Below are 22,211 nucleotides of genomic sequence, written 5' to 3'. Positions count from 1 at the left end.
GACCATGTTGAACTCGCCATGGTTCTGCCAGCGATAGATCGGGTTGTTCGCGAACAGAATGACGCGCCCACGCCCCTTCACCGCCTGTGGCACGTCCACGGCGAACGGTCGTGACCGAAGCGAGTCGGCGCCCGTCATGAGCCCCGACAGCACGGCCTTGTCGCCGCCCGCATAGCGGGCCAACACGTTGCCTTCGTCGGCGATGCCCACGGTGAACGGCGTGCCGCCCACGTACTTCACCGGGATCGTGGTCTTGCCGAAGCCGTAGAACACCGGGTGCTCGGGACGCGTGATCGTCGCCTCCACCAGGGGACGCTGCGCCGTGAGCCCGGGCACCGGCTTCTTGTCCACCGTGCGCGCCCAGCCGAACTCGATAGGCAACCGCGCGCTCTCACCGATGGCGATGAGCGTACCACCCGCCTCGAGAAACGACGCGAACGCGTCCACGCCGGCCTGTCCGAAACCGCCCGTGATATCGTCGGTCTCGCCGTACATGCCGAGGAACTTGTAGGTCGGATCCTTTTTGTACGGCACCGGACGCGACGCCGGGGCCTGCATCACCGTGCTCTTCGACAAGTTCTGCTCGGCGAGCAAGATCACATCGTAGTCGCGCCGCAGATTGCCCTGCTTGACGCGCTCCTTGTAGATGAGATCGAACGGCACCTTGAACTCGTCGAACGTGAGTCGGTACCAGCCGAGATTCTGCGTGCCGCTCCATTGCGAATAAATCGCGACGCGGGGCACGTCGGCCTCGTGCGTGCGCACCGTGGGCGCCTGCGGGAGATACGCCGCCGTGAGGCCAAGCGAATCGACGAGCTTGCGCACGGCGTTCGCATGCTTCGCGTCGATGAGGAACGAACCCGCAGGATACGTGGTATCGCCCGCGGCAAATCCCGTCTCGGCCACCTTCATGGGCACACCGCGCAGCAGATAGCGGAACGCCACCATGTTGTTGCTGCCCACGTGCGCCACCGCGATGCTGTTGCCGCGCGTGCCCGCGAGCGCCCCCTTGAGCACGACCTTGTCGACCGGATTCACCGCCGCCTTGAGAATACTGCTGTCGGAAACAGCCACCACATCGACGCCCATCGCGAAGCCCATGCTCCAGCCACTGTCGTCGTAGGTGTTGAGACGCGCATCGGGGTAGTCCTGCCGCTCGAGCAGGTTCTTCGCGAGACGGCCGTATGGCTGGTCACGCTTGATCACATACGAACCTGCAGGATACGTGGTGTTGCCCACCTTCACGGGCGCCGTGGCTTCCCCGATCTCGATGCGCTGCACGCGCAGCAGGTTCACCATCTCGGCCACGCGCGTCATGTCGCGCTGTTTCGGGATCACGAACCCGTACGGCGCCTTCGTCTTGCCGTCGTCGATGCTGTTGCGCGTCTTGATCCAGAAGTTTTCGAGGACCGTCTGCGGGAACATGCTCGCGAGCTGCAGCGCGGAGATCACACCGCTCTGCATATAGTTCGCGTTCGAGCGACGTGTGAAGGTGGCGATGTCGTTGAAACCGATGGGAATGCCGCGGTACCATTCGCGATCCTGCCCGCCGCCACGCCCCGTGGGAATTGCCCCTCCCCGACCGCCGAACCCACCGCCACCGCCGGCAGCACCGCTCGGGTTCTCGCCACGACGCGCGGCGGCCATGGCGGCACTGTCGAGATCACGCCCCGACTGCGTCTCGTACATCTTCATGAGCCCGTTGTGGTTGTACGCCACGCTGCCGAGATAGCCGGGCGACCAGCCATCCATGAACGCGTGGGTGTACACCCCGGGCATCCCCCACTTCGTCATCTGCGCGAGTTCCCAGTTGCCGAACCAGGGGAGCTCAGCGAACAGAATGGGATCGAGGTTGGGGTTCTGTGGCGGCCCGCCCGTGTACGTGTACAGCAACGGCTGCGCTTCGTGCAGGTCGTGCATAATGGGCGGGAACGCCGTGAAGTACCAATCGATGATCGCGCGCATCTGCACCAGCTTGATGTTGATGTCGCGATTGTTGTCGTGGTACACGTACTTGCCCCAGTAGGGCACCTGCCCGCCGGCGAAGGCGGGCGGGGTGGGCGCGCGGCGGGTCGTATCATTCGGTGCCGCGGCGCTCGGGGCCTGCGCCGTCGACGTCGCACGTGAGAACGCCTGATTGCGCAGGAACCAGTCCACGTTGCGGTCACGGCCATCAGCGTCGGCCGCCGGCGTGATGGATACGTACAGCTGCTCGCGGATCTGCGTGATGATGGGCGACGTTTCGGCGGTGAGCCGGTACGCCAGTTCCATCAGCGTTTCCGAGGGCCCGGTCTCACCCGAGTGCAGTCCGCCCATGAGGTGGTAGTGCGGCTTGGTCTGCGCGAGCAGCGCGCGTACCTGCGCCTCGCTCATGCCACGCGGGTCGGCGATCTTCGCGAGGTTTTTCCGGTTCTCGGCGACCTTCTGCATGTTGGCTTCGCTCGAGATCCACACGACCACGAGTTCGCGCCCTTCGTCGGACCGGCCGATCGTTTCTACCTTCACGCGCGGCGACGCCTTCTCGAGTGCGCGGTAGTAGGCGAGTTGCTTCTCGTAGTACGTGAGAATGCGTGGCGCGCCCACATGGTAGCCGAGCACGTCGCGTGGCGTGGGGATGCCCGGTACGAGGGGCAGATGGTCCACCAGCGGGCTCGAGTGCCTCGGGTTGGCGAGCCACTCCTTGATGGCCTGCGCGTATGTGGGATCCTGCGCCTGCGCCGGATCTCTGGTGTCGAGGGTGACCTGTTGAGCCTGAAGCCCAGCCGGCAGGGTCAGCGCCAGCGCGGTTGCGCAGCGACGAAGCGAGGTGAGTAGCGTGGCCACGGAGCGTGTGGGTGAAGGGAAACGCCGGTCACTCGATGTGACCGGCGTTTGGTGACTCACGATCAGAAGAAATCCTGCAACCAGGTTTTCACCCGTGTGGCCAGCTTGTCTACTCCGGCGCCGCTGAGACTTGGCCGCCGCGATACCACACCGCCCAGTGCCGCGCGGTGCGCGCCGTACAAGGCGAGTCCGGCCACTGTGGCAAACTGCGGGTCGGTGACGTTCTCCACGAGACCATCGAGCTTGGCCCCCGGCACACCGATGCGCACACCGAGCCCGAACACATCGGCCGCGAGTTCGGTGATGCCTTCGAGCGACGCACCGCCGCCGGTGAGGACCACGCCGGCGTTGAGCTTGCCCTGAAAACCCGCCTGCTGGACCTCGCGCACGACCTTGTCGAAGATCTCGTCCATGCGCTGATGGATGATGTGCGTCATCAGCTCGCGCGACAGATGCCGTTCCCCATGCGAGCCACTGGCCGGCATGGCGATCACCTGCTCGGGATCGATGAGCGGCTCGTACGCGCAGCCATACGCTTCCTTGAGCTGCTCGGCGTCGTGCTGCGTGATGCCGAGGCCCTGCACGAGATCGCTGGTCACCGTGTTGCCACCATACGGGATGGTACCGAGATGACGGATCTTGCCTTCGTGGAAGATGGCGAGATCGGTGGTGCCGGCGCCAAGCTCCACGAGCACAACCCCCAGCTCCTTCTCTTCCTCGGTAAGCACGGCCAGCGCACTCGCAAGCGGCTCGAGCACCAGTTCGCGCGGCTTGTAGCCGGCACGTTCGATGGCCTTGCGCAAGTTCATCGCCGGCGAGCTGCCGATGGTGACGAGATACATCTCCGTTTCAAGGCGCGTGCCGATCATGCCGACGGGATCGCGGATGCCGTCGGCCTTGTCCACCCGATACTCCTGCGGGATGGCATGCAGCAGTTCACGATCCTGCGGAATCGCCATTGCCCGGGCGACTTCGTTCACGCGGTCGACATCGGCGCGCGTGATCTCATCGCCGCTGATGGCAACCACGCCGCTGGAGCACATCGCGCGCACGTGTTCGCCGGCGATGCCGACATACAGGCCGTCGGGTTGCACCCCCGCCACGCGACACGCTTCCTCGACCGCAGCACGGATGCTGCGTGTGGCCTCCTCGATGTCGCTCACGACGCCGCGACGCAGCCCCATGGTGCGCGTACTGCCCACCCCGAGCACCCTGAGCCGCGGCGTACGCGGCAAATCACCGTGCACCGTGGCCACGAGGGCGGTGGTGTGGGCGGTGCCAATATCGAGGGCGGCAACAATGGGTTCGGACGTCATGGTTGTCTTGCGATCACCTGGTTACGGAAGCGCAGATCGAGCTCCACGACGCGCAGGCGGTTGCGCGCGAGGTCGGCTTCCACCGGTAATATGTCCTTGAACCGGCTCACGGTCACCTCGGGGGTCGTACGAACCGTCACCGGGCCCAGCTTGAGGCGAAATTCATCCGGCGCCCCCTTGTCTTTCACCCGGTCGGCTCGTTCCACCCGCGCGTACAGGGCCGGTTCGGCGGTCCGCAACCCGTCGAGCAGCTGCAGGAGCGCGCTGTCGGCGCTGGCCGAGAGCGGCACGTCCATGGGCACTCTGGCCGGATCGATCGGCAGGCGGTACCCGTTGCCATCGACCGGGTCGAGCCGGCCATCTGCTCGACGGACCAGCGCTACCGGTTCACGCTCGGTAACCTGCACGAGGATGGTCCCGGGTAGCTGGCGCTCGACCTGAACGGCGGCGACGAGCGGATGGGCCTCGAGCCGAGCGGCCAGCGGGGCCATTTCCTGCCATACCGACTGCAGGGTATCCACCTTGAGCAGCGCGATCGCCTCGGCACGCGGCGTGTACCGCATGCCCTCGAACACGACGCGCCGCACGTGAAAGAACGCGAGCGTCGAGAGCGCCTTCGGTCCCCACCACGGTGAGGCCACGGTGAGCGCCGCCGCGACCATGACGAGCAGCAGGCGCAACAGCCGCCACCAGCGCGGACGCTCCGCGGACGCTGCCTCCGTGGTTCCGCTCACGGTGGACTCCAACACAGCAGACGCCACGACTCAGTGATGCGACGAGCCCGCACGTAGCCGGTCGAGCAACTCCGGTCCCGTGCGCGTGATGTCACCGGCGCCCATCGTGAGGACCACATCGCCCTCCTGCACCATCTCGTGCAGGATGGCCGCGGCATCACTGCGGGGCCCGCGCCAGTGGAGCACACCGTTGGTGATGCGATCGCCGATCAGCGCGGAGGTCACCTCCGGCTCGGGCGTCTCACGGGCGCCGTAAATGTCACACAACAGCAGGACATCGGCCGCGGCCAGCGCCGCCGCAAACTCCGCCTGCAGGTCGCGCGTACGGGAGTACAGATGCGGTTGGAACGCCAACACCAGTCGACGACCGGGGAACGCATGGCGCGCCGCCGCGATGGTCGCCTGCACCTCGGTGGGGTGGTGCGCATAATCGTCCACCACCTCCACGCCGCGTTCACGACCGAGACGTTGGAAGCGACGTTCGACACCGCGGAACGCCGCGAGTCCGGGTGCCATGTCGGCCACGGTCGCGCCAAGCGCCAGCCCTGCCCCGATGGCGGCGAGCGCATTACGCACGTTGTGCATGCCGGGCACGGCCAGTTGCACGTCGCCAAGCGCGACGCCGTCGAAACGCACGGTGAACCGCGAGCCGGCGGCATCGAGCACCAGGGCATCGGCCACCAGCCTTGCACCGACCGCATGCGGTGACGGCGCCGTACCGGGCAGCGTGGCGGAGTAGTCGATCACCTCACGACTCGATGCCACGCGCAGCGCCATGGCGCCGGCGTCATCGGCACACCGTACGACCGTGCGCGCCGGCGATAGGTACATCTCGAACGCCCGCATGATGTCGTCGAGATCGCGATAGATGTCGAGATGGTCGGCCTCGACATTGAGCACGATGGCCACTTCGGGATGCAACGCGAGGAATGAACGATCGTACTCGTCGGCCTCCACCACGTAGGTGTCACCGCCAAGCCGGAGATTGCCCCCCCACAGTCCCACGCGCCCGCCGACGACGCCGGTGGGATTGCGTGAGGCACTCGCAAGCGCCTCGGTGGTCATGACGGTGGTGGTGGTCTTGCCGTGCGTGCCGGCCACGCCGACCAGCGTGCCACCGCTCACCGCGTCGGCCAGCGCTTCGGCGCGACGCACGAGTGGAATACCCGCCGCGCGCGCTGCCTGCATCTCGGGGTGGTTGGCCGGAATAGCCGACGAGTAGACCAGCGCTCGTGCACCGGCCACGAGGCGGTCGTCGTGCGGCGACACCAGCACGCCGTACTTCGCGAGATCCGGGGCGCCGGCGGGATTGGCATCGGTGCCCTGGATAGCGACACCGCGTCGCGCGAGCAACTCGGCAAGGGCGCTCATGCCAGCGCCGGCGATGCCGACGAAGTGCACGGGCCGCGGGTCGGTAGTATCGAGGAGGATCGCGCGCGTAGGCGATTCGGACATTGCAGCGGAATCGGTGGAGACCATACGGGAAATATGACGCCCACGCGGGTCCAATCGTACTGCCTGTCTACCGGATTCGTGACAGCAGATCGCGTGCGATATCGAGGGCCGCCCCAGGGTGCGCCCGACGCGCCGCGGCCACGCGCATGGCCGCCATCCGCGCGGCATCGTGCTGGAGCGCGCGCACCTGCGCATCGAGTGAATCGACCGTGAGCTCCGCCTGCGGCAGATGCACCGCGGCGCCGGCAGCGGCCGTGGCGCGGGCATTGTGCGCCTGATGATCCTGCGCCGCCGTGGGGAGCGGTACCAGCACGGTGGGAATCTCCCAGGCGCACAGTTCCGCGATAGACATGGCGCCAGCGCGCGTGACCGCAATATCGGCCGCCGCGTATGCGTCGGCGATGGGAGACAAATAGGGACGCACCCGCACGCGCGCCCCCTCGCGATCGAGATACGCAGCCGCCTGCTGTTTGCCGGTGGCCCAGATGAGCGCGACGCCTTCGGGAAGCCCGCGCGCGACCCACGCGGCCGTCGCGTCGTTGAGCGCCCGGGCGCCCTGGCTTCCGCCGAACACCAGCACCACGAACGCATCGGCGGGCAGCCCCCAGAGCGCGCGTGCCGCTTCGCGGGATGGCCGGGGATTCGGGGGTGGGTCAATGGGGCACCCGTACGCGTGCACGGCGGTGTTACCCCCCGATGCAAGGCGTGATGCGGCTTCGGGGAACCCGAGATACAGCGCGCGGGCACCACCGGAAAAGGTCCGCGTGGTGAGCCCGGGGTGACTGTCCGGTTCGTGCAGCATGGTCGGTACGCCATGGGCGCGCCCCCAGGCCAACGCGACACCCGCCGCATAGCCGCCCGTACCCACAACGGCAGCCGGCCGCAGCTCGCGCGATAATCCCGAGATGGCACGCCAGGCGCTCACGGCGCCCGCCACCGTTTTCCAGTTGTCCCACGGCTGCTTCCGATACAGCGGGTGCAGGTCGAGCAGCGTGAATGGGAAGCCGGTGCCCGGAAGGACATCCCGCTCGATGCCGCGGCGCGCGCCGATGAAATGCGGCTGCACCGATGGATCGAGCTGCACGAGCGCGCGTGCGATAGCGAGCCCGGGATACAGATGGCCACCCGTGCCGCCACCGGCAAAGAAGACGCGCGTCATGAGCCGGGGGCCACCAGCGGATCGGTTGCGGACACGCCGTACACGCGCTCGCGATTGCTGCCGATGTTCACCAGAATGCCGGTCATCGCGAGGGTGAGCAGCAGATTGGATCGCCCGTAGCTCACGAACGGCAACGTCAGCCCCGTATTGGGTAGCAGGCCGATCACCACGCCCAGGTGAATGAACGCCGTGAATACCGTGGAAAAGGTGAGTCCCACGGCCACGAGGGTGAGGAACGGGGTTCGCGCGTTCCGGGCAATGCGGAAGCCGAGCCAACCGTACAGCGCGTACAGCACCGTGAGGCCGGCCAGCCCGAGAAAGCCGAATTCCTCGCCGACGATGGAGCCGATGAAATCACTCTGGGCGAGCGGCAGCCAGCCGCGCTGCTGATTGCCCTGTCCGAAGCCGACGCCCACGAGCCCGCCGGATCCGACGGCGACGAAGGACTGATATTGCTGATCGGCCGAGGCGCTGCGATTCACGCTCTCCGCCTGCTCGCCCGCCATGAAGCTGCGGATGCGCTCACGCACGTAAGGGCTCTGCGACCCCTGAAAGCCCACCAGTACCAGCCCGAGACAGCCGAAGAGTACGAAGTGGGCGATGCGTGCTCCGCCCACGAACAGCAGAACCGCGGTGAGCAGGCAGAACATCATCGCCACCGAATAGTCGGGCTCGAGGATCGCCAGCGCGCTGAGTGTGACGATGACCACGGCGAAGGGCATGAGTCCCTTCCAGATGCGGCGCACGTTGGCCCCCTTCTTGGCGAGCAGCATGGGCACCCACACGAGAATGGCGAATTTTGCCAGCTCCGACGGCTGCAGCGATCCGCCGAAGAGATGGCGGCTGGAGCCGCCGACCTTGGGCGTGAAGAGCACCGCGATCATGAGCAGGATGCTCACGATCATCACCGGCCACGCCAGACGCCGCCACATGTCCGCATCGAGCTTGGCCAACACGGCGAAGGCCGCGATCCCCACGGCCGCACCGGTCGCCTGCCGCAGCACAAAAAAGTACCCAGGCTGCTCGGCCGCCACGGCCACCAGCGCACTCGCACTGAAGAGCACCGCCAGTCCGACGCTCATCAACACGGCGGTGACGAGCAGCAGCGCGCGGGCTTCGATGCCCATGCGCCAGCGTTCACGGGTCCCCGCGAGCGATGCCGCTCGCGACGACGACGACGGGGCTGAACCCGCTTGGTCGAACGTGGCGCCGAGGCCGCTCATCCGAGCGCCTCGGCCAGTCGCGCGAATTCGCGCCCGCGTTCTTCGTAGTTGCGGAACATGTCGTAGCTCGAACACGCCGGCGAGAGCAGGATCGCATCGCCCGTCCGTGCCTGATCGCGGGCCACCCGCAGGACGCCCTCGAACGGCGTGCCCGCCGGCACGAGATGCACCGGTACGTCAGCCCCCAACAGCGGCGCGAGATCGGCATGCACCAGCGGCCCGGCTTCACCGTAGGCCACGACCGCACGCGCCGTGCGGCGCAGCTCGGCGGCGAGCGCCGTGTACGGTTCGCCCTTGTGACGGCCGCCGAGCAGCACCACGGTCGGCGTTGTCATCCCGGCAATCGCCACCTGCGTCGAGGCCACGTTGGTGGCCTTCGAATCGTTGAGCCACGTGATCCCACCGCGATTGCTCACGGGCTCCAAGCGGTGCGCCAGTGCGCGGAATGTTCGCAGCGCCGTCGCCAGTGTCGCGCGTGCCTCCGGCGTACGGTGTGCGTCATCGGCTACCATCACGCACAACAGCGCGCAGAGCGCGTTGGCCACGTTATGATCGCCCGCCAGCGCAAGATCATCGCGTGCCATCAGCGGCGCCCCCATCACCACGAGCTGTCCGCTGGCGCGATCGAACCACGCGTCCACATCGGTGCGCTTCGTGGAGAAGTGATACCACTGCCCAGGGACCCCGCGAATGAGTTCGTGAACATCCATGTTGTCGGCCGTGGTGACCCAGCGCGACGGCAGCGTGGCGTTCACGAACATGCGCTTCTTGTCCGCATAGTACTCGGCCACGCCTTCGTAGCGATCGAGGTGATCGGGACTGAGCGTGGTGAGCACACCGACATCCGGGAGAATACCGGGCGTGTCGTGCAGCTGAAAACTGGAGATCTCAAGCGCTGCCCAGGTCGGCGCGGGCTCGTGGAGCGCGATTTCGGACACCGGCGTACCGATGTTACCAACGTCCACCGCGTCGAGCCCAAGCGCCCGCAGCAGATGGCCCACCATGGCCGTCGTGGTGGTCTTGCCGTTAGTCCCGGTGATCGCGATGTAGCGAAGCGCCGGCGTGAGGCGCAGTGCCACTTCCACCTCGCTCACGATCGGGATGCCGGCATCTCGGGCCGTTCGCAGTGACGGCGCCGTGGGCGGCACGCCGGGGCTCACCACCACGGCCGCCGCGTGCGCGATGCGCTCGAGATTGTGCATGCCCACATCCACGCTCGCGCCTTCCCGCTCCAGCGCTGCCGCGGCGGTCCGCATGCTATCCGACGTCCCGGCGTCGGAGGCATACACCGAGACCCCAGCCTTCCGCAGCAAGCGGGCGGCCGCGACCCCACTGCGACCGAGTCCGATCACGGCGAACTCGCCGGTGCGTTCGGCGAGCCGTCGGGCGACCAGCGAGGCGACTTCCTGAGGCGTGTTCGACATGCCGTCTCCGTCAGCGCAGCTTGAGCGTGCTGAGCGCGAGGATGGCACACAGGATACCGATGATCCAGAAGCGGATCACCACCTGTGTTTCGGGCCATCCCTTCATCTCGTAGTGGTGATGCAAGGGGGCTCGCAAAAAGACGCGGTTTTTCTGCGCGTACTCCACCCCGTACTTCTTGCGCCGGTACTTGAACACCGACCGCTGGAGGATCACCGAGACGGTCTCGGCGAAGAACACCGCGCCGACGAAGAGCAGCAGAAACTCGCTCTTGAGCAGAATGGCGATCGCCCCCACGGCCCCGCCCAGCGCGAGCGAGCCGGTATCGCCCATGAAGACCTGCGCCGGATGCGCGTTGTACCAGAGGAACCCTATGCAGGCACCGACCACCGCGGCGCAGAATACCGTGAGTTCACCGGCGCCGCGCAGGTAGAACACCTGGAGATACGCGCTCGTGTCCACGCGTCCGAGCACGTAGGCGAAGATGCCGAGGGTGAGCACGGCGATGGCCACGAGACCTGATGACAAGCCGTCGAGGCCGTCGGTAAGATTCACCGCGTTGCTCACGCCGGTGAGGATGAAGGTGACCCACGGGATGTAGAGCCACGCGGCCCAGCTCACAGCGGGGACCACGAGGATGTACTTGAAGAAGGGAAGCGTGGTGCTGGCGCCCGGCAGCGTCGAAATGGGATCGAGCAGCAGATACGCGCCGAGCCCGAGGCCGCAAATCACCTGTCCGGCCAGCTTGTATCGCTCCACCAGCCCTTCGTTCTTCTTGCCCTCGCGCTTCTGCTTGAGCTTCAGGTAATCGTCGAGGAACCCGATGACGCCCATCCACGCCGTGACGGCCACGGCCAGCACGATGTAGCGATTGTCGAGCCGCGCCCAGAGCAGCACCGGCAGGAAGGTCGCGACGAGGATGATGAACCCACCCATGGTGGGTGTCGTCCCCTTTACGGCGTGTGTGTCGGGCGTACCGGCGCGCACCACCTGATGCACGGCCATATCACGCAGGCGGCGGATGATGGCGGGCCCGAAGAGGAAGCACACCAGCAGGGCCGTGACGAACGCAGCGCCGGCCCGGAAGGTGATGTAGTTGAGCAGGTTCAGCACGCTGATCTCGCGTGCGAGCGGATGGAACAGGAAGTAGAGCACGCGGGGAAGTTATGCGGTGGCCCAATGAGTGATGTGCGGCACGAGGCGTTCGAGACGCATGCCCCGGGATGCTTTGAGCAGGATGACGGCGTCGCGGTGGAGCCGCGGTTCGAGCAGCGGCCACAGGGCCTCGAGGTCGTCGCTGGCGATGACGCGCGGATCATGGGGCGCGAGCGCTCGCAGCGCAGACGCGAAGTCGCCCACGCCGGCGACGAGATCAGCTGGCGAGGCCAATGCGACACGTGCCACCTCATGGTGCTGCGCCTCAGCGGTCGCTCCCAGCTCCCGCATGGAGCCCAGAATGGCGACCCGCTGACGCCCCTGCCCCACGTCGGCCAACAGGGCAATGGCCGCCCGCATGGACGCGGGGTTCGCGTTGTACGCGTCGTTGATCAGTGTGGCGCGGCCATGCGTTTCCCAGACACCGCGCATACTGGGCACCGGCATCGCGGCCATCCCGGCGGCCGCCTCATCGAGCGGCACACCGCAGGCACGCGCCGTGGCGATGGCCAGCATGGCGTTGGCGGCCTGATGCGCGCCACGTAGGGGCAGTTCGAAGCGGACATCGTCCACCGTAAGCCACGGCCGACCTTCGGCGTCGAGTCCCCAGGCCGTCGGTACCTCACCTGCTCCCGTGAGGCCGGCGCTCACAACCGCGTGCGCCCGGTCACGGGCAAAGGGGGCAACCTCGGGGTGCGCCGAGGAAATCACCGCGAGCGTCACGCCGTGAAACACGTCGCACTCCTCACGGAGCACACCGGCGAGATCGCCCAACCCTTCAAGATGTTCCTCGCCGATGCTCGTGAGTACGGCCACGTCGGGGCCCGCAATGGCCCGCAGTGTAGCCACCTCGCCCGGCGTGTTGGTGCCCAGTTCCACAACGGCCACTTCCGCGTCACTCGGCGTGGCAAGCAGGGTGAGCGGCACGCCGATGAGGTTGTTGAGATTGCCGACGGTGGCGTGCACCACCAGGGTGCGGCCAAGTGCCGCCTTCAGCAGTTCCTTCGTGCTTGTCTTGCCATTGGACCCGGCGACCGCGATCACGGTACGCCCCCACGCCTTGCGCCACGCGGTGGCCAATTGCCCGAGCGCCACGAGCGTGTCGGGGACCACGTAGGTGGGGACGCCGAGGCCGGCCGCCTTGCTCGCATCGCTCACGACGAACGCCGCCGCACCGGCCTCACGCGCCTGGGCCAGAAAATCGTGAGCATCGAAGCGGTCGCCGCGCAGGGCCACGAACAGATCGCCGCGCGTGATACTCCGCGTATCGGTTGACACCCCGGCCAGCGGATTAGGCATCGCTGGGCCGGTGCCGAGCGCCTGTGCCACCCGCTCGAAGGTCCAGTAGGGATGTGCCAGCGACGGCGCTACGGCCGGCACGGCGTTGAAGGCGGTTCCCGCCGTCATCATGGGACTCACGCGTCCTCCTGGGTGGTGCTGCCGTTCAACAGATCACGCGCCAGCTCGTCCACGATTTCACGCTCGTCAAAGGGATAGGTGGTCGTGCCGCGAATCTGATAGGTCTCATGGCCCTTGCCGGCCAACAGGATCACGTCGTGCGGCTCTGCAATCCGTAGCGCGTGGGCGATGGCTTCGCGCCGATCGGTGATGCGGACATGCGCGCCGCGCGTCATGCCGGCCTCGATGTCATCGAGAATGCGCTCGGGATCCTCAGTGCGCGGGTTGTCGCTCGTTACGATGGCGACGTCCGCGAGTTCCTCCGTGATGCGTCCCATCTCGGGACGCTTGCCGCGATCACGATCCCCACCGCAGCCGAAGAGCACGATGAGACGACTGGCACGCTCTGCGTTTTCGCGCGTGAAGGGACGCACGGCGCGCAGCGCGCGGTCGAGCGCGTCGGGCGTGTGGGCATAATCGCGCAGCACGGTGGGGCCGGTGCGCAGCAGTTCCAATCGCCCCGGCACCTGCGGCACCGCCGACAGGCGCGCGGCGATGTCGCTCACCGGCATACCCAGCGCGAGGGCAGCGGCGGCCGCTCCGAGCGCATTGGCCACGTTGAAATCCCCGATGAGCGGTAACGTGACCGGGTGGGCGCCCGTGGGGGTCACCAGCAGAAAGCGACTTCCTGCGGCGACGTATTCGATGTCGCGGGCCGTGACATCCGCACTCGTCTCATGCACGCCAAAGGTGAGTGCCTTGGGGGCATTGGTGATGCCGCGCCACGCCGGATCATCGATATTGAACACGCCCACGCCGTTGCGCGCGAGGAGTCCCACGAGCCGCAGTTTGGCCGCCCGATAGGCTTCCATGGTGCCGTGGTAATCGAGGTGATCACGGGTAAGGTTGGTGAATACGCCGGCGTCAAACACCAGGCCGTCCACGCGCCGCTGATCCAGGGCATGCGACGAGGTCTCCATCGCCACGCGTTTCACACCGCGATCCACGAGGGCCCGCAACACCCGCTGCAATTCGACCGGACCGGGCGTGGTCAATCCATTGCCGCCGGGCATGGGCGTACCGGCGCTGCCCAGCAACACCCCAAGGGTGCCGATGGAGGCCGCTGGCGTCGCCGGCGCGTCGAGCAGATGCCGTAGCAGGCCAACCGTAGTGGTCTTGCCGTTCGTGCCGGTCACGCCGACCAGCGTGAGATCTCGCGCCGGCCACCCGTGAAAAGCCGCCGAGGAGAGGGCGGCTGCACGACGGCCATCGCGGACCTGTACGTACGGCAGGCCCACGGCTTCCGCCGCCGCCGCGTCTTCGACGAGGGCGAGCACCGCCCCCTGTTCCTTGGCCTTGCCCAGCCAGGCATGTCCGTCCTGCGCGGCACCCTTCACGGCAATGAACGCGGCACCGGCCGTAACGCGCCGACTGTCCTCGACCAGATCCAGCACCGTGTGGGGAAGCTCCGCCGACATGCCGACGAGCAGTCCCGCTTCGCCGAGCGCCTCGGTAAGCGTAGACGTGGCCACAGGGCGCGGTACCGATTCGTGCGCGGACGCGGAACTCATCGAGGTGACTCGAGCTGAACGGTGGAACCGACGCGCAGCATGGCGCCGGTAACGGGACGCGTACGTACGGCGCTACCGTCCACCAGGCTCACCTGAAACCCCGCTGCGTACAACGTACGGGCCGCCTGCCGGGCGGAGAGCCCATAGACCGACGGCACCGGACGCAGCTCCACCGCGTCCGGACGACGCGTCTCCCGCGCCGTCGCGAAGGGCAGTTCCACGACGATGCGTGACGGCATGGGGATCGGCTCGACCTTGGCGGGCGCGGGGGCCTTCAGCGAATCGAACCGCGCAGAATCCCGCTGCGCGATACGCAATTGCTCGGGAGTGAGCGGCTTCGGCGGTGGCGCGGCCATGGGGCGTGCGAAGCGGGCGAGTTCCCCACGATCAAGCGACGCATTGCGCGTGGCAATGGCCGACTGCAGGGCGTCGTTCACCATTTCGCCGGACACGAGACCACCGTAGTACGTGCCCTGCGGATCGATGAGGCGCGCAACGAGCACGTACTGTGGATTCTCCACGGGGAACATGCCAGCGAAACTCGAGTTGTACTTGCCCAGCTCGTAGCCGCGCCCGTTGTCGCGCACACGGCGCGCCGTACCCGACTTGCCGCCTACATCAAACGTCTGCAGGTCGGCGGCGGTGGATGTGCCGCTGTCCACCACGCTCTTGAGCATTTCGCGCATCAGGGCGGCGGTTTCCGATCGCAGGACCCGCCGCACCACGGTGCGCTTGTGCCGGTAGACGAGCGTGCCCGCGGCATCACGCACCTCACGCACGAGCGACGGCTGCAGCAACTCGCCGCCATTGGCAATGGACGCGTATGCCGTGGCGATCTGCAACGGGGTGGCACTCATGGCGTAGCCGATGCTCATCTGCGCATGATCGAGCTGGCTGTACGGCGGCAGCTTGACGTTCCCGCGCGATTCCGAGGGATACGATACGCCGGTGGGCACACCGAAGCCAAAGTCCCGGAGCGTCTGATACTCCTCGGCGTCGTCCATCTTGAGCGACGCCTGGACGGTGCCGATGTTGCTCGAGAACCGCACGATGTCGCGCACCGACATCCGCTCGGCCTTGTGCGTGTCCTCGTACTTCTTCACGCCGTACTGCCACTTGCCATCGTACGTGTCGAACAGCTGATCGGGCAGCAGCCCCCCGCGATCGAGCAGGCGTGAGATGATGAAGGGTTTCATGACCGAGCCGGGCTCGAAGGCTTCGGTGAGCCCGTTGCCAAGCGTGGCTTTGCCGTTGCGAACGCCGGCAATGGCGAGGACGGCCCCGTCACGCGGATCGAGGATGAGCAGATCGCCTCCAGTCGCTCCCGTGCGCTCGCGAGCGTTCTTGAGGGCTTCTTCCGCGATTTCCTGTAGCTGCTGATTCACGGTGAGCACGACATCGTGCCCCGGCTGCGCGGCCACCGGCGCGAGCATCGGCGACCCGATACGTCCGCCGCGGCCGTCCTTCACCAGCTGGTTCATTCCTTCTTCCCCACGCAGCAGATGATCGAGTTCACGCTCGATCCCGCTGACCGCGCCGCCCGTCGCGGTCGCCACGCCCACGATGCCCCGAAGTCCTTCGGGCGTGGAATTCACGCGCTCGAGACGCGGCCGCAGCTTGACCCCGCTGAGATTGCGTAGGCGCGCGACGTCGGCGGGGGCGAAGCGCAACGGGATTTCCACCCACTTGTACTGCTTGGGATTGTAGGCGCGCTTCACCCACTTGTCGGGCACGCGTAGATCTTTGAGCACCTTGCGCAGGACGACCCGTGAATCGACGGTGCGCACTTTTCCATCGAGGCCCTTGCGACGCGAGGGGCCGAGGTTGTGCGGCTCGACGATGATCTGCACCTCTTCGCGCGTCTCCACGAGCACGGTGCCCGTCGCGTCGAGGATGGCACCGCGGGGGGGCGCGATCTTCACGTCAACCACATGCTGCCGCTCAGCCTCCTGCCGCCAATGCTCATGGTCAATGAGCTGCAGCTGGGCGGCCTTTCCGACGACCGCGGCGGCGAAGAGCACGAGCGTCACGTGCACGAACGACGCGCGGGCGCGGCTGATCACCTGGACCGGCGGCTCCATTTCCGCTGCCGAAGCGGACGGCGTGCCCGTCATGGCGCCTTGACGTCCCTGACGGGGACCGCGATGAATCGCGTCTGCGCCTCATCGGGGCGAACGAGCCCGAGCCGTCGCTGCGCTTCCTGCACGACATTACGTCGGCTCGTGGCGCGACGGAGCTGCCCCTCGAGATACTTCTCCTGCGCCATCAGCGAGCGCTTTTCATCCTGCAACCGCTGGATCTGCTTGCTGGTGCGTACACCGGTCGAGCGGCGCCACACCACCGACGTACTCACCGCCAGAAAGAGCACGAGGCCGGCCGCGACCAGAGCGCGCCCCTTGAGCGCCCCCTGCTTACGTGTCGTGCTGCGACGCAGTACCGCCATCAGCGTGCGCGCCTCCACGCCCGCAAGCGTGCGCTGCGCGCGCGGGAGTTGGCTTCCACCTCCGCATCGCTGGCATTGGTTGGGCGACGGGTGATCGTCTCCCCCAATGGCGCGCCGCGGCACGTACAGATCATCTGCTTGGGGGGACACGTGCACGTGGCGCTCCAGTCGCGGAACGCATTCTTCACGAGCCGGTCTTCACCGCTGTGGTACGAAATGATCGCCAGCACCCCGCCCGGCGTCAGTCGATCACGCAGCGCGGGCAAGGCCCGTTCGAGGCCGGCGAGTTCGTCGTTCACCGCGATGCGCACCGCCTGGAAGATGCGCGCGAAGTCGGGCGCACCGCTGCGCGGCCCCAGCACGGCCCGAATGGCATCCACCAAATCGTCGGCCGTGGCGAACGGGCGACGCTCACGCCGCCGCACGATCTCGCGGGCCAGTCGCGCGGCCCGCGGCTCGTCGGCATACGCGCGCAGCAACGCCGAGAGGTCCACTTCATCGATGGTGTTGAGCAGCTCGGCCGCATCGATATCGGCATCGGTGCCCATGCGCATGTCGAGCGGCGCTCCTTCGCGGAAGGTGAACCCCCGCGAGAGATCGTCGAATTGATGCGAGGACACGCCGAGGTCGAGCAGAATGCCATCGAAGCGCTCCGACGAGGCGAGCCCCGCGTCGCCAACGTCGGCATAGTTGCCGAGCAGCGCGCGGAACTGGCCGGCTTTTTCGAAATCGGCGAGGCGCTCCCGTGCGGCGGCGAGTGCACGCGGGTCGCGATCGACGCCGGTGACCCGCATGCCGCGCTCGAGGAAGGCCGCCGAATGGCCTCCCCCACCGAGCGTGCAGTCGAGCACCGTGGAGGCGCCCGCGAGCAACTCTTCGATTTCAGGCAACAGCACGGGCACGTGGTAGGTACCGACGCGCCCGGAGGGAGGCGTACGGACCGGGCTCACGCGCGAATTGGGCAAACGAACAGGCGCGTCATGGGAACGGCGATGGCGCCCGGTGGGCGCGTAGACGAGCGTCGCAACGGGGCATGATAGTGAGGAGCAGACAGCAGCGTCAACAGACGCCGATGCGTGCGAAAATGTGCATTACCCGTGATCGCGCACGGATGTGATACCTCATCACTGATCCGGTCGGCCTCGAGGGATCATGGTGTGCCGCAGCCGGAAAAACGAGCGGGCCCGCCGTCTGTGGACGGCGGGCCCGCATGTCACCGCAACCGGGTGGGTTACTTGCAGATCGCCTTGATCAGCTGGTCGGCGTACGGGTCGAGCTGCATGACGGCACCCATCAGCTGACGCATCGCGTCGGGCGAGAACGAGCCACCCTTCGGCAGCAGGATCTGCGCTTCGACGAACAGGTCCTTGGCTTCCTTGGCCGGCGCGCACTGCTTGCCCGTCTGGGCGACCTGCAGCTTGGCCTGACCAAAGGCCACGTAGGTGGCGCCGAGGAGGAACTGCGACTGCGCCTTCAGGCTGTTCGGCACGACGGTGTCGGCGTACTTGAGCAGGTCGATCGCGGCCGTGAAGTCTTCCGGCGTCTTGGACGCGGCGGCCTTCTTGTAGGCCTCGTTGGCCGACTGCAGCGCGAGCACACGGAGGTTCGTGGTGGTGTCGCCGGCGGCGATCGCGGCCTTGATGGCCGGAATCACTTCGTCGCCCTTCCCGAGGTCCTTGAGCAGCGTAACGCGAAGCGTCTGGGCGTTTTCGACGGGCATCTTGGCGGCAATAGCCTTGTCGAGTGCCTCAAGCGCCTGCTGGTTCTGCCCCGCGGCACGCAGGCCGACGATCTGCTCGTAGATGAGCGACCCGTTGCTCGGGAACTTGGCCACGCCCTTCGACGCCGTCTCGGCCGCCTTCTGGAACTGGCTGTCCGCTGCGAACGCACGCGCCGTACGGATGAAGTACGTGGTGTCGGCGAAGGCCGTGTCGAGACGGACGAGCTCCTCACCCTGCGTGAACGCTTCCTTGTAGTCCTTGGTGGACAGCAGGATGAGCCAGCGGAGCTTAAGGAGTTCCGGATCGCCCGGGTTGGCCTGTACGGCTTCGTCGATGACCGGCTTGGCGAGCTTCGGATTGGCCAGCACCGCGATCGCTTCGACCACGTCCTTCTGCAGGCGCGGGTTCTTCGGATCGGTGGCGAGCAGGCGCGTGAGCGTCACGACGGCCGAATCACCCTGGTTCGTGTCGCGATAGCTCTGCGCGAGGATCGCGAGCCCCGGGCGGCTCTTCGGGTCGATGTCGACGATTTCCTTGGAAAGCTTGAGCTGCTCGGCAGCCGCCGCCTTCTGCGTCACGAGCACGTTGGCCCAGCAGATCCGGGCCAGCGTGGCCTTCGGGTAGGCCGTGATGCCATCCTTGGCCGCCGCAATGGCCGCGTCGTACTGCTGCGAGCGCGCCGCGTTGATGCACTTCTGCTCGAACTCGAGCTGCTTGCGCGCTTCCTTGAGTTCCTTGGCAATCAGGCTCGAGGCCTCGCCGACGCTCTTCACGTCATACGTGCCCAACGGCTGCACGAGGGCGTTGTCGCGCGCGAGCACGAGGTTGGCTTCGACCTTGACGCCGGTGGCCGTCTTGGTGGCCGTACCGGTGACGTATTCGTCGGCGCGGAGCAGCGTGGCCAGCGCCTTCTGGTCATGCGGCTCGAGCGCTTCCGTGACCGGGAAGCCCGAGGCTTCGAGCGTCGCAGTGATGTCCTGCTTGGGCAGCACATACACCTGCTTGAACGGGAACTCGCTGCCCATGCGCCCGCGCACCGCATCGGCGGCCTGCACCCCCAGGCCCTTGTCGCCGCTGCGGAACACCGCGACCATGACGCGCTTCGCATTCGGATCGGGGACCCGATTGTACTGGGCCGAAGCCACCGAGGGCACGAGGGTGCCACCGAGGGCCAAACCGATCCCTGCGATTGCCTGGAAATGCCGTGACTTCAATGTCGTAACCTCCGCACCTGAGCCGTGGGACCCCGGAGAGCCGGGGGATCGATCAACCCGTTGGCAGTGCGAAGAGCCACGCGGGTCTGGGGGGGTGAAGCAGCAGAACTTGCAGTCGCATCCGTCGGTCGGCAAGCAGAAGCCGCCACCGGCTGCAACAATGGGCGAAGAGGGATTCGAACCCCCGACCCCCTGTGTGTAAGACAGGTGCTCTAACCAGCTGAGCTATTCGCCCGTGTTACGCCCTGTCCCGACCATCCGCTGAAAAACTACCATGGTGGGGGGGCGCAGTTCCCGGTCACGCTGAACTTTAACCGGATCGTCACGTTTGGCTGGGTTTGGTCCCAGCCATTTTCTGAAAACCCGCCGTCGAACGACGGGGATCAGCCCCGCGCTATCCCTTGAGGATGGCCAGCGGAACGAGCACGACGTACCCGAGCACCAGCAGGATCGGTGCGATCGTTTCGCCACCCCGAGCAAGGTCAACGTATCCGAGGAGAAGCGAGGCAGCCGCCAAGCCCCAGAACAGGAGGGCGCGCGAGCGAGGTGTATCGTTCGTGGTCATGAGCGGAGGATACGAATTGAGTGAAGGCACCACAAGGGACTAGAGGCACCCCGATCAGGGAACCGGGCACCGGAAGGCGCTCCCTGCCCCAACTCCCGCCGGCCTCACCGCGTCACGCGGGATCGGCGCCGTCAAGGATGGCCTGCAGCGCGCTCTGCCGCGCGGCCTCCTCCTGTTGCGCGTCCGCCGCCCGCATGGCGTCGAGCTTGAGGCGATCACGTCGACGACGGATGACGAACAGGGGTACCAGCACGAGGGAGAACATCCCCACGGCGACCGAGAGATTCGCCACAAAGGACAGGGCGCCGTACCGGGTGCGGGTGCGGGCCCGCCAATGCTTCTCGAAAGCGTCGCCGGTCATACCATAGGCGGCGCGCACCGCCTTCTCGAACGACCCCGTCTGCTTCCAGTACGTCAGCAGGTTGGTGAGCCCGGCCACGCCGCCGAGGGCGTCGAGCTCGCTCACCACCCGGTGGGCCATGGCGTAACTCCATCCTGCTTCCACGCCCCCGCCCGCGAACCCCGCTTCGAGCTCCTCGAGCGTGGGCAAGGTGCGCCACACCATGCCCACTGACGTCTCGAAGGCCTGCTCGCGCGTCCATTCACCAGCGGCGACACTCGCGTAGCCCTCGTCGAACCAGCGCGGCGGCAACGGCCCCAGGGCTTCGTGCAGCGCCAGATGCGCCAGCTCGTGACGCAGCACCACACGTGGGTCGCCCGCGTCGGATCCGGCGGCACGGCCCTGCATCACGATGCGGCGCTGGTCGGGAAAGGCGAAGGCGGCCCCCCATTCCGGTGCGTTCGGACCGACCCAGGCACGCAGTCGCCGGGAATCCGGGGCAATCGCGATCAATACCCGCTCGCGTGGCCGTGGCAGGCCGGGAAACGAATCGTTGCGCTGCGCTTCGGTCAGCAGAGTGCGCGCGAGCCGTTCGTCGCGGCGTTCGGCCACGACCGTGAAGCGGCCGCGATCGAGCCGTACGCCTGGGTCGCGACCACCAGCTTGCGCGGCCAGCGCCCGGGGGCCGAATCCGGACCAGCCGGCCGCGAGCACGACCATGAGCCACCCAAAGACGCGCGCGCGTCCCCGCGCGATCATCCCGCGCGCGGCGGCTCGGCTCCCTGCTCCACCGTGTCCAACAGCTCCGCGCAGCGCTTTCCCCATGGACTGAACTTGTTCGCCTCACTGCCGGATTTCCACGCCAGACGCGCATCGGCTCGACGCCCGGCGAACCAATAGGCCCGCCCAAGTTCGTACCAGGCCTGCAGCAGGTTGGGTCCCAACTCGAGCGACTTCCGGAAAAACGCTTCGGCGTCCTCGTACATCTCGCGCTCGCGGTAGGCCATCCCGAGATACAGGTGCGCGTACAACACCGCCCGGCGATCGGCGTCGGCGCGAATGACCGTCGAGAGATGCTCGATGGCCTCACCATAGCGCAGCTGGCGCAGACAGATGTAGCCGACGTTGGCACGGGCCAGCGCATGGTGCGGATCGCGCTGCAGCACGACCTGCGCGACCATTCCGGCCTCGTCGTAGCGCTCCTGTTGCATGAGCGCCCACGACAGCAGCGTCTCCGCTTCGGTATCGCCCGGCGCCAACTCGAGGGCACGACGAAAGGCGGCTTCGGCGCCTACGGCGTCGAGCAGCGACAGCTTCGACCAACCCTTCTCGAGGAAGGTCGATGCGCCGAGGTGATCGACGCGCCCGGAGTTTAACGCCGGTGCGGCGGGCACCGTCGTGGACGGCCGGTCGTCCAATTGCTTCCACTGGTCGGCGAGCGCCTTCACGGCGTCCTTCCACCCCTGCGCCTGCTGGAGCGCCGCGTCCGCCTCGCGGAACAAAGTGATGATTGCCTGCTTGAGCTGTTCGCGCTCGTCGGGCGTAAGCGGCACCTGGGGGTGCAAACGGCACGCGTCGTCGAGTGTCTGCCGCATCGTCTGCAGGCGCTCACCGAACGCGGCCGCGCTGGCGGGGGGCAGTGACGGATCGGGGGGACGTGTCATGTCGCGGC

The 22,211-nt window shown here is 67.0% G+C and carries 17 protein-coding genes and 1 tRNA gene; all 18 read right to left on the bottom strand.

The features are described 5' to 3' along the window. Positions 1 to 2,823, bottom strand: a 2,823-nt coding sequence (locus tag ACIQ6O_RS00970) for a M14 family zinc carboxypeptidase (protein WP_396205887.1), incomplete at its 3' end; no start/stop codon positions are given. 62 nt (positions 2,824 to 2,885) lie between these two features. After that, positions 2,886 to 4,139: a cell division protein FtsA gene (gene ftsA / locus ACIQ6O_RS00965; protein ID WP_396205886.1), complete on the bottom strand. Its 1,254-nt coding sequence runs from the start codon at positions 4,137 to 4,139 to the stop codon at positions 2,886 to 2,888. After that, positions 4,136 to 4,873: a cell division protein FtsQ/DivIB gene (locus ACIQ6O_RS00960; protein WP_396205885.1), complete on the bottom strand. Its 738-nt coding sequence runs from the start codon at positions 4,871 to 4,873 to the stop codon at positions 4,136 to 4,138. The genes ftsA and ACIQ6O_RS00960 overlap by 4 nt, the downstream gene beginning before the upstream one ends. Before the next feature lie 30 nt (positions 4,874 to 4,903). Further along, positions 4,904 to 6,328: a UDP-N-acetylmuramate--L-alanine ligase gene (gene murC, locus ACIQ6O_RS00955; RefSeq protein WP_396205884.1), complete on the bottom strand. Its 1,425-nt coding sequence runs from the start codon at positions 6,326 to 6,328 to the stop codon at positions 4,904 to 4,906. A gap of 67 nt (positions 6,329 to 6,395) precedes the next feature. Next, positions 6,396 to 7,487: a UDP-N-acetylglucosamine--N-acetylmuramyl-(pentapeptide) pyrophosphoryl-undecaprenol N-acetylglucosamine transferase gene (locus ACIQ6O_RS00950; RefSeq protein WP_396205883.1), complete on the bottom strand. Its 1,092-nt coding sequence runs from the start codon at positions 7,485 to 7,487 to the stop codon at positions 6,396 to 6,398. After that, positions 7,484 to 8,710 carry an FtsW/RodA/SpoVE family cell cycle protein gene (locus ACIQ6O_RS00945; RefSeq protein WP_396205882.1) on the bottom strand — a complete coding sequence of 409 codons (1,227 nt, stop codon included), beginning with the start codon at positions 8,708 to 8,710 and terminating at the stop codon, positions 7,484 to 7,486. The genes ACIQ6O_RS00950 and ACIQ6O_RS00945 overlap by 4 nt, the downstream gene beginning before the upstream one ends. Beyond that, entirely contained in the window at positions 8,707 to 10,134 is a 1,428-nt protein-coding gene (gene murD / locus ACIQ6O_RS00940) for a UDP-N-acetylmuramoyl-L-alanine--D-glutamate ligase (protein ID WP_396205881.1), read from the bottom strand. The genes ACIQ6O_RS00945 and murD overlap by 4 nt, the downstream gene beginning before the upstream one ends. Before the next feature lie 10 nt (positions 10,135 to 10,144). Then, positions 10,145 to 11,287: a phospho-N-acetylmuramoyl-pentapeptide-transferase gene (mraY, locus tag ACIQ6O_RS00935; RefSeq protein WP_396205880.1), complete on the bottom strand. Its 1,143-nt coding sequence runs from the start codon at positions 11,285 to 11,287 to the stop codon at positions 10,145 to 10,147. A 9-nt stretch (positions 11,288 to 11,296) separates the two neighbouring features. Then, positions 11,297 to 12,697 (bottom strand): UDP-N-acetylmuramoyl-tripeptide--D-alanyl-D-alanine ligase, encoded by a 1,401-nt coding sequence (gene murF / locus ACIQ6O_RS00930; protein WP_396205889.1) that lies wholly within the window; start codon positions 12,695 to 12,697, stop codon positions 11,297 to 11,299. Between the two features lie 5 nt (positions 12,698 to 12,702). Then, on the bottom strand, positions 12,703 to 14,256 hold the full coding sequence (locus ACIQ6O_RS00925) for a UDP-N-acetylmuramoyl-L-alanyl-D-glutamate--2,6-diaminopimelate ligase (protein ID WP_396205879.1): 1,554 nt from the start codon (positions 14,254 to 14,256) through the stop codon (positions 12,703 to 12,705). Continuing rightward, positions 14,253 to 16,370, bottom strand: coding sequence for a penicillin-binding transpeptidase domain-containing protein (locus ACIQ6O_RS00920; RefSeq protein WP_396205878.1), 2,118 nt, complete (start codon positions 16,368 to 16,370; stop codon positions 14,253 to 14,255). Before ACIQ6O_RS00920 ends, ACIQ6O_RS00925 begins: the two co-directional genes overlap by 4 nt. Then, positions 16,367 to 16,699 (bottom strand): hypothetical protein, encoded by a 333-nt coding sequence (locus tag ACIQ6O_RS00915; protein ID WP_396205877.1) that lies wholly within the window; start codon positions 16,697 to 16,699, stop codon positions 16,367 to 16,369. Before ACIQ6O_RS00915 ends, ACIQ6O_RS00920 begins: the two co-directional genes overlap by 4 nt. Next, a complete protein-coding gene (rsmH, locus tag ACIQ6O_RS00910) occupies positions 16,699 to 17,649 on the bottom strand; it encodes a 16S rRNA (cytosine(1402)-N(4))-methyltransferase RsmH (protein WP_396205876.1) in 951 nt (316 codons plus the stop codon). The genes ACIQ6O_RS00915 and rsmH overlap by 1 nt, the downstream gene beginning before the upstream one ends. Before the next feature lie 281 nt (positions 17,650 to 17,930). Continuing rightward, on the bottom strand, positions 17,931 to 19,634 hold the full coding sequence (locus ACIQ6O_RS00905) for a tetratricopeptide repeat protein (protein WP_396205875.1): 1,704 nt from the start codon (positions 19,632 to 19,634) through the stop codon (positions 17,931 to 17,933). A 161-nt stretch (positions 19,635 to 19,795) separates the two neighbouring features. Continuing rightward, positions 19,796 to 19,869: transfer RNA gene (locus ACIQ6O_RS00900), tRNA-Val, on the bottom strand. A 159-nt stretch (positions 19,870 to 20,028) separates the two neighbouring features. Beyond that, positions 20,029 to 20,199, bottom strand: coding sequence for a hypothetical protein (locus ACIQ6O_RS00895; protein ID WP_396205873.1), 171 nt, complete (start codon positions 20,197 to 20,199; stop codon positions 20,029 to 20,031). A 112-nt stretch (positions 20,200 to 20,311) separates the two neighbouring features. Continuing rightward, positions 20,312 to 21,298 (bottom strand): peptidase MA family metallohydrolase, encoded by a 987-nt coding sequence (locus ACIQ6O_RS00890; RefSeq protein WP_396205872.1) that lies wholly within the window; start codon positions 21,296 to 21,298, stop codon positions 20,312 to 20,314. Continuing rightward, the gene (locus ACIQ6O_RS00885; protein WP_396205871.1) at positions 21,295 to 22,203 is read right to left on the bottom strand and encodes a tetratricopeptide repeat protein; all 909 of its coding nucleotides are present in this window, start codon (positions 22,201 to 22,203) and stop codon (positions 21,295 to 21,297) included. The genes ACIQ6O_RS00890 and ACIQ6O_RS00885 overlap by 4 nt, the downstream gene beginning before the upstream one ends. Positions 22,204 to 22,211 lie beyond the last annotated feature (8 nt).

Source organism: Gemmatimonas sp. (assembly GCF_044345575.1).
Taxonomy (GTDB): domain Bacteria; phylum Gemmatimonadota; class Gemmatimonadetes; order Gemmatimonadales; family Gemmatimonadaceae; genus Gemmatimonas.
The sequence above is the reverse complement of the archived record's forward strand: the minus strand, read 5'-3'. Positions and strand labels throughout refer to the sequence as shown.

Bases quoted from the DNA above. Each gene is read 5' to 3' on its own strand.
- ftsA (WP_396205886.1), bottom strand. From the start codon at position 4,139: ATGACGTCCGAACCCATTGTTGCCGCCCTCGATATTGGCACCGCCCAC.
- murC (WP_396205884.1), bottom strand. From the start codon at position 6,328: ATGTCCGAATCGCCTACGCGCGCGATCCTCCTCGATACTACCGACCCG.
- ACIQ6O_RS00950 (WP_396205883.1), bottom strand. From the start codon at position 7,487: ATGACGCGCGTCTTCTTTGCCGGTGGCGGCACGGGTGGCCATCTGTAT.
- ACIQ6O_RS00945 (WP_396205882.1), bottom strand. From the start codon at position 8,710: ATGAGCGGCCTCGGCGCCACGTTCGACCAAGCGGGTTCAGCCCCGTCG.
- murD (WP_396205881.1), bottom strand. From the start codon at position 10,134: ATGTCGAACACGCCTCAGGAAGTCGCCTCGCTGGTCGCCCGACGGCTC.
- murF (WP_396205889.1), bottom strand. From the start codon at position 12,697: ATGATGACGGCGGGAACCGCCTTCAACGCCGTGCCGGCCGTAGCGCCG.
- ACIQ6O_RS00925 (WP_396205879.1), bottom strand. From the start codon at position 14,256: ATGAGTTCCGCGTCCGCGCACGAATCGGTACCGCGCCCTGTGGCCACG.
- ACIQ6O_RS00920 (WP_396205878.1), bottom strand. From the start codon at position 16,370: ATGACGGGCACGCCGTCCGCTTCGGCAGCGGAAATGGAGCCGCCGGTC.
- ACIQ6O_RS00915 (WP_396205877.1), bottom strand. From the start codon at position 16,699: ATGGCGGTACTGCGTCGCAGCACGACACGTAAGCAGGGGGCGCTCAAG.
- ACIQ6O_RS00895 (WP_396205873.1), bottom strand. From the start codon at position 20,199: ATGACCACGAACGATACACCTCGCTCGCGCGCCCTCCTGTTCTGGGGC.
- ACIQ6O_RS00890 (WP_396205872.1), bottom strand. From the start codon at position 21,298: ATGATCGCGCGGGGACGCGCGCGCGTCTTTGGGTGGCTCATGGTCGTG.
- ACIQ6O_RS00885 (WP_396205871.1), bottom strand. From the start codon at position 22,203: ATGACACGTCCCCCCGATCCGTCACTGCCCCCCGCCAGCGCGGCCGCG.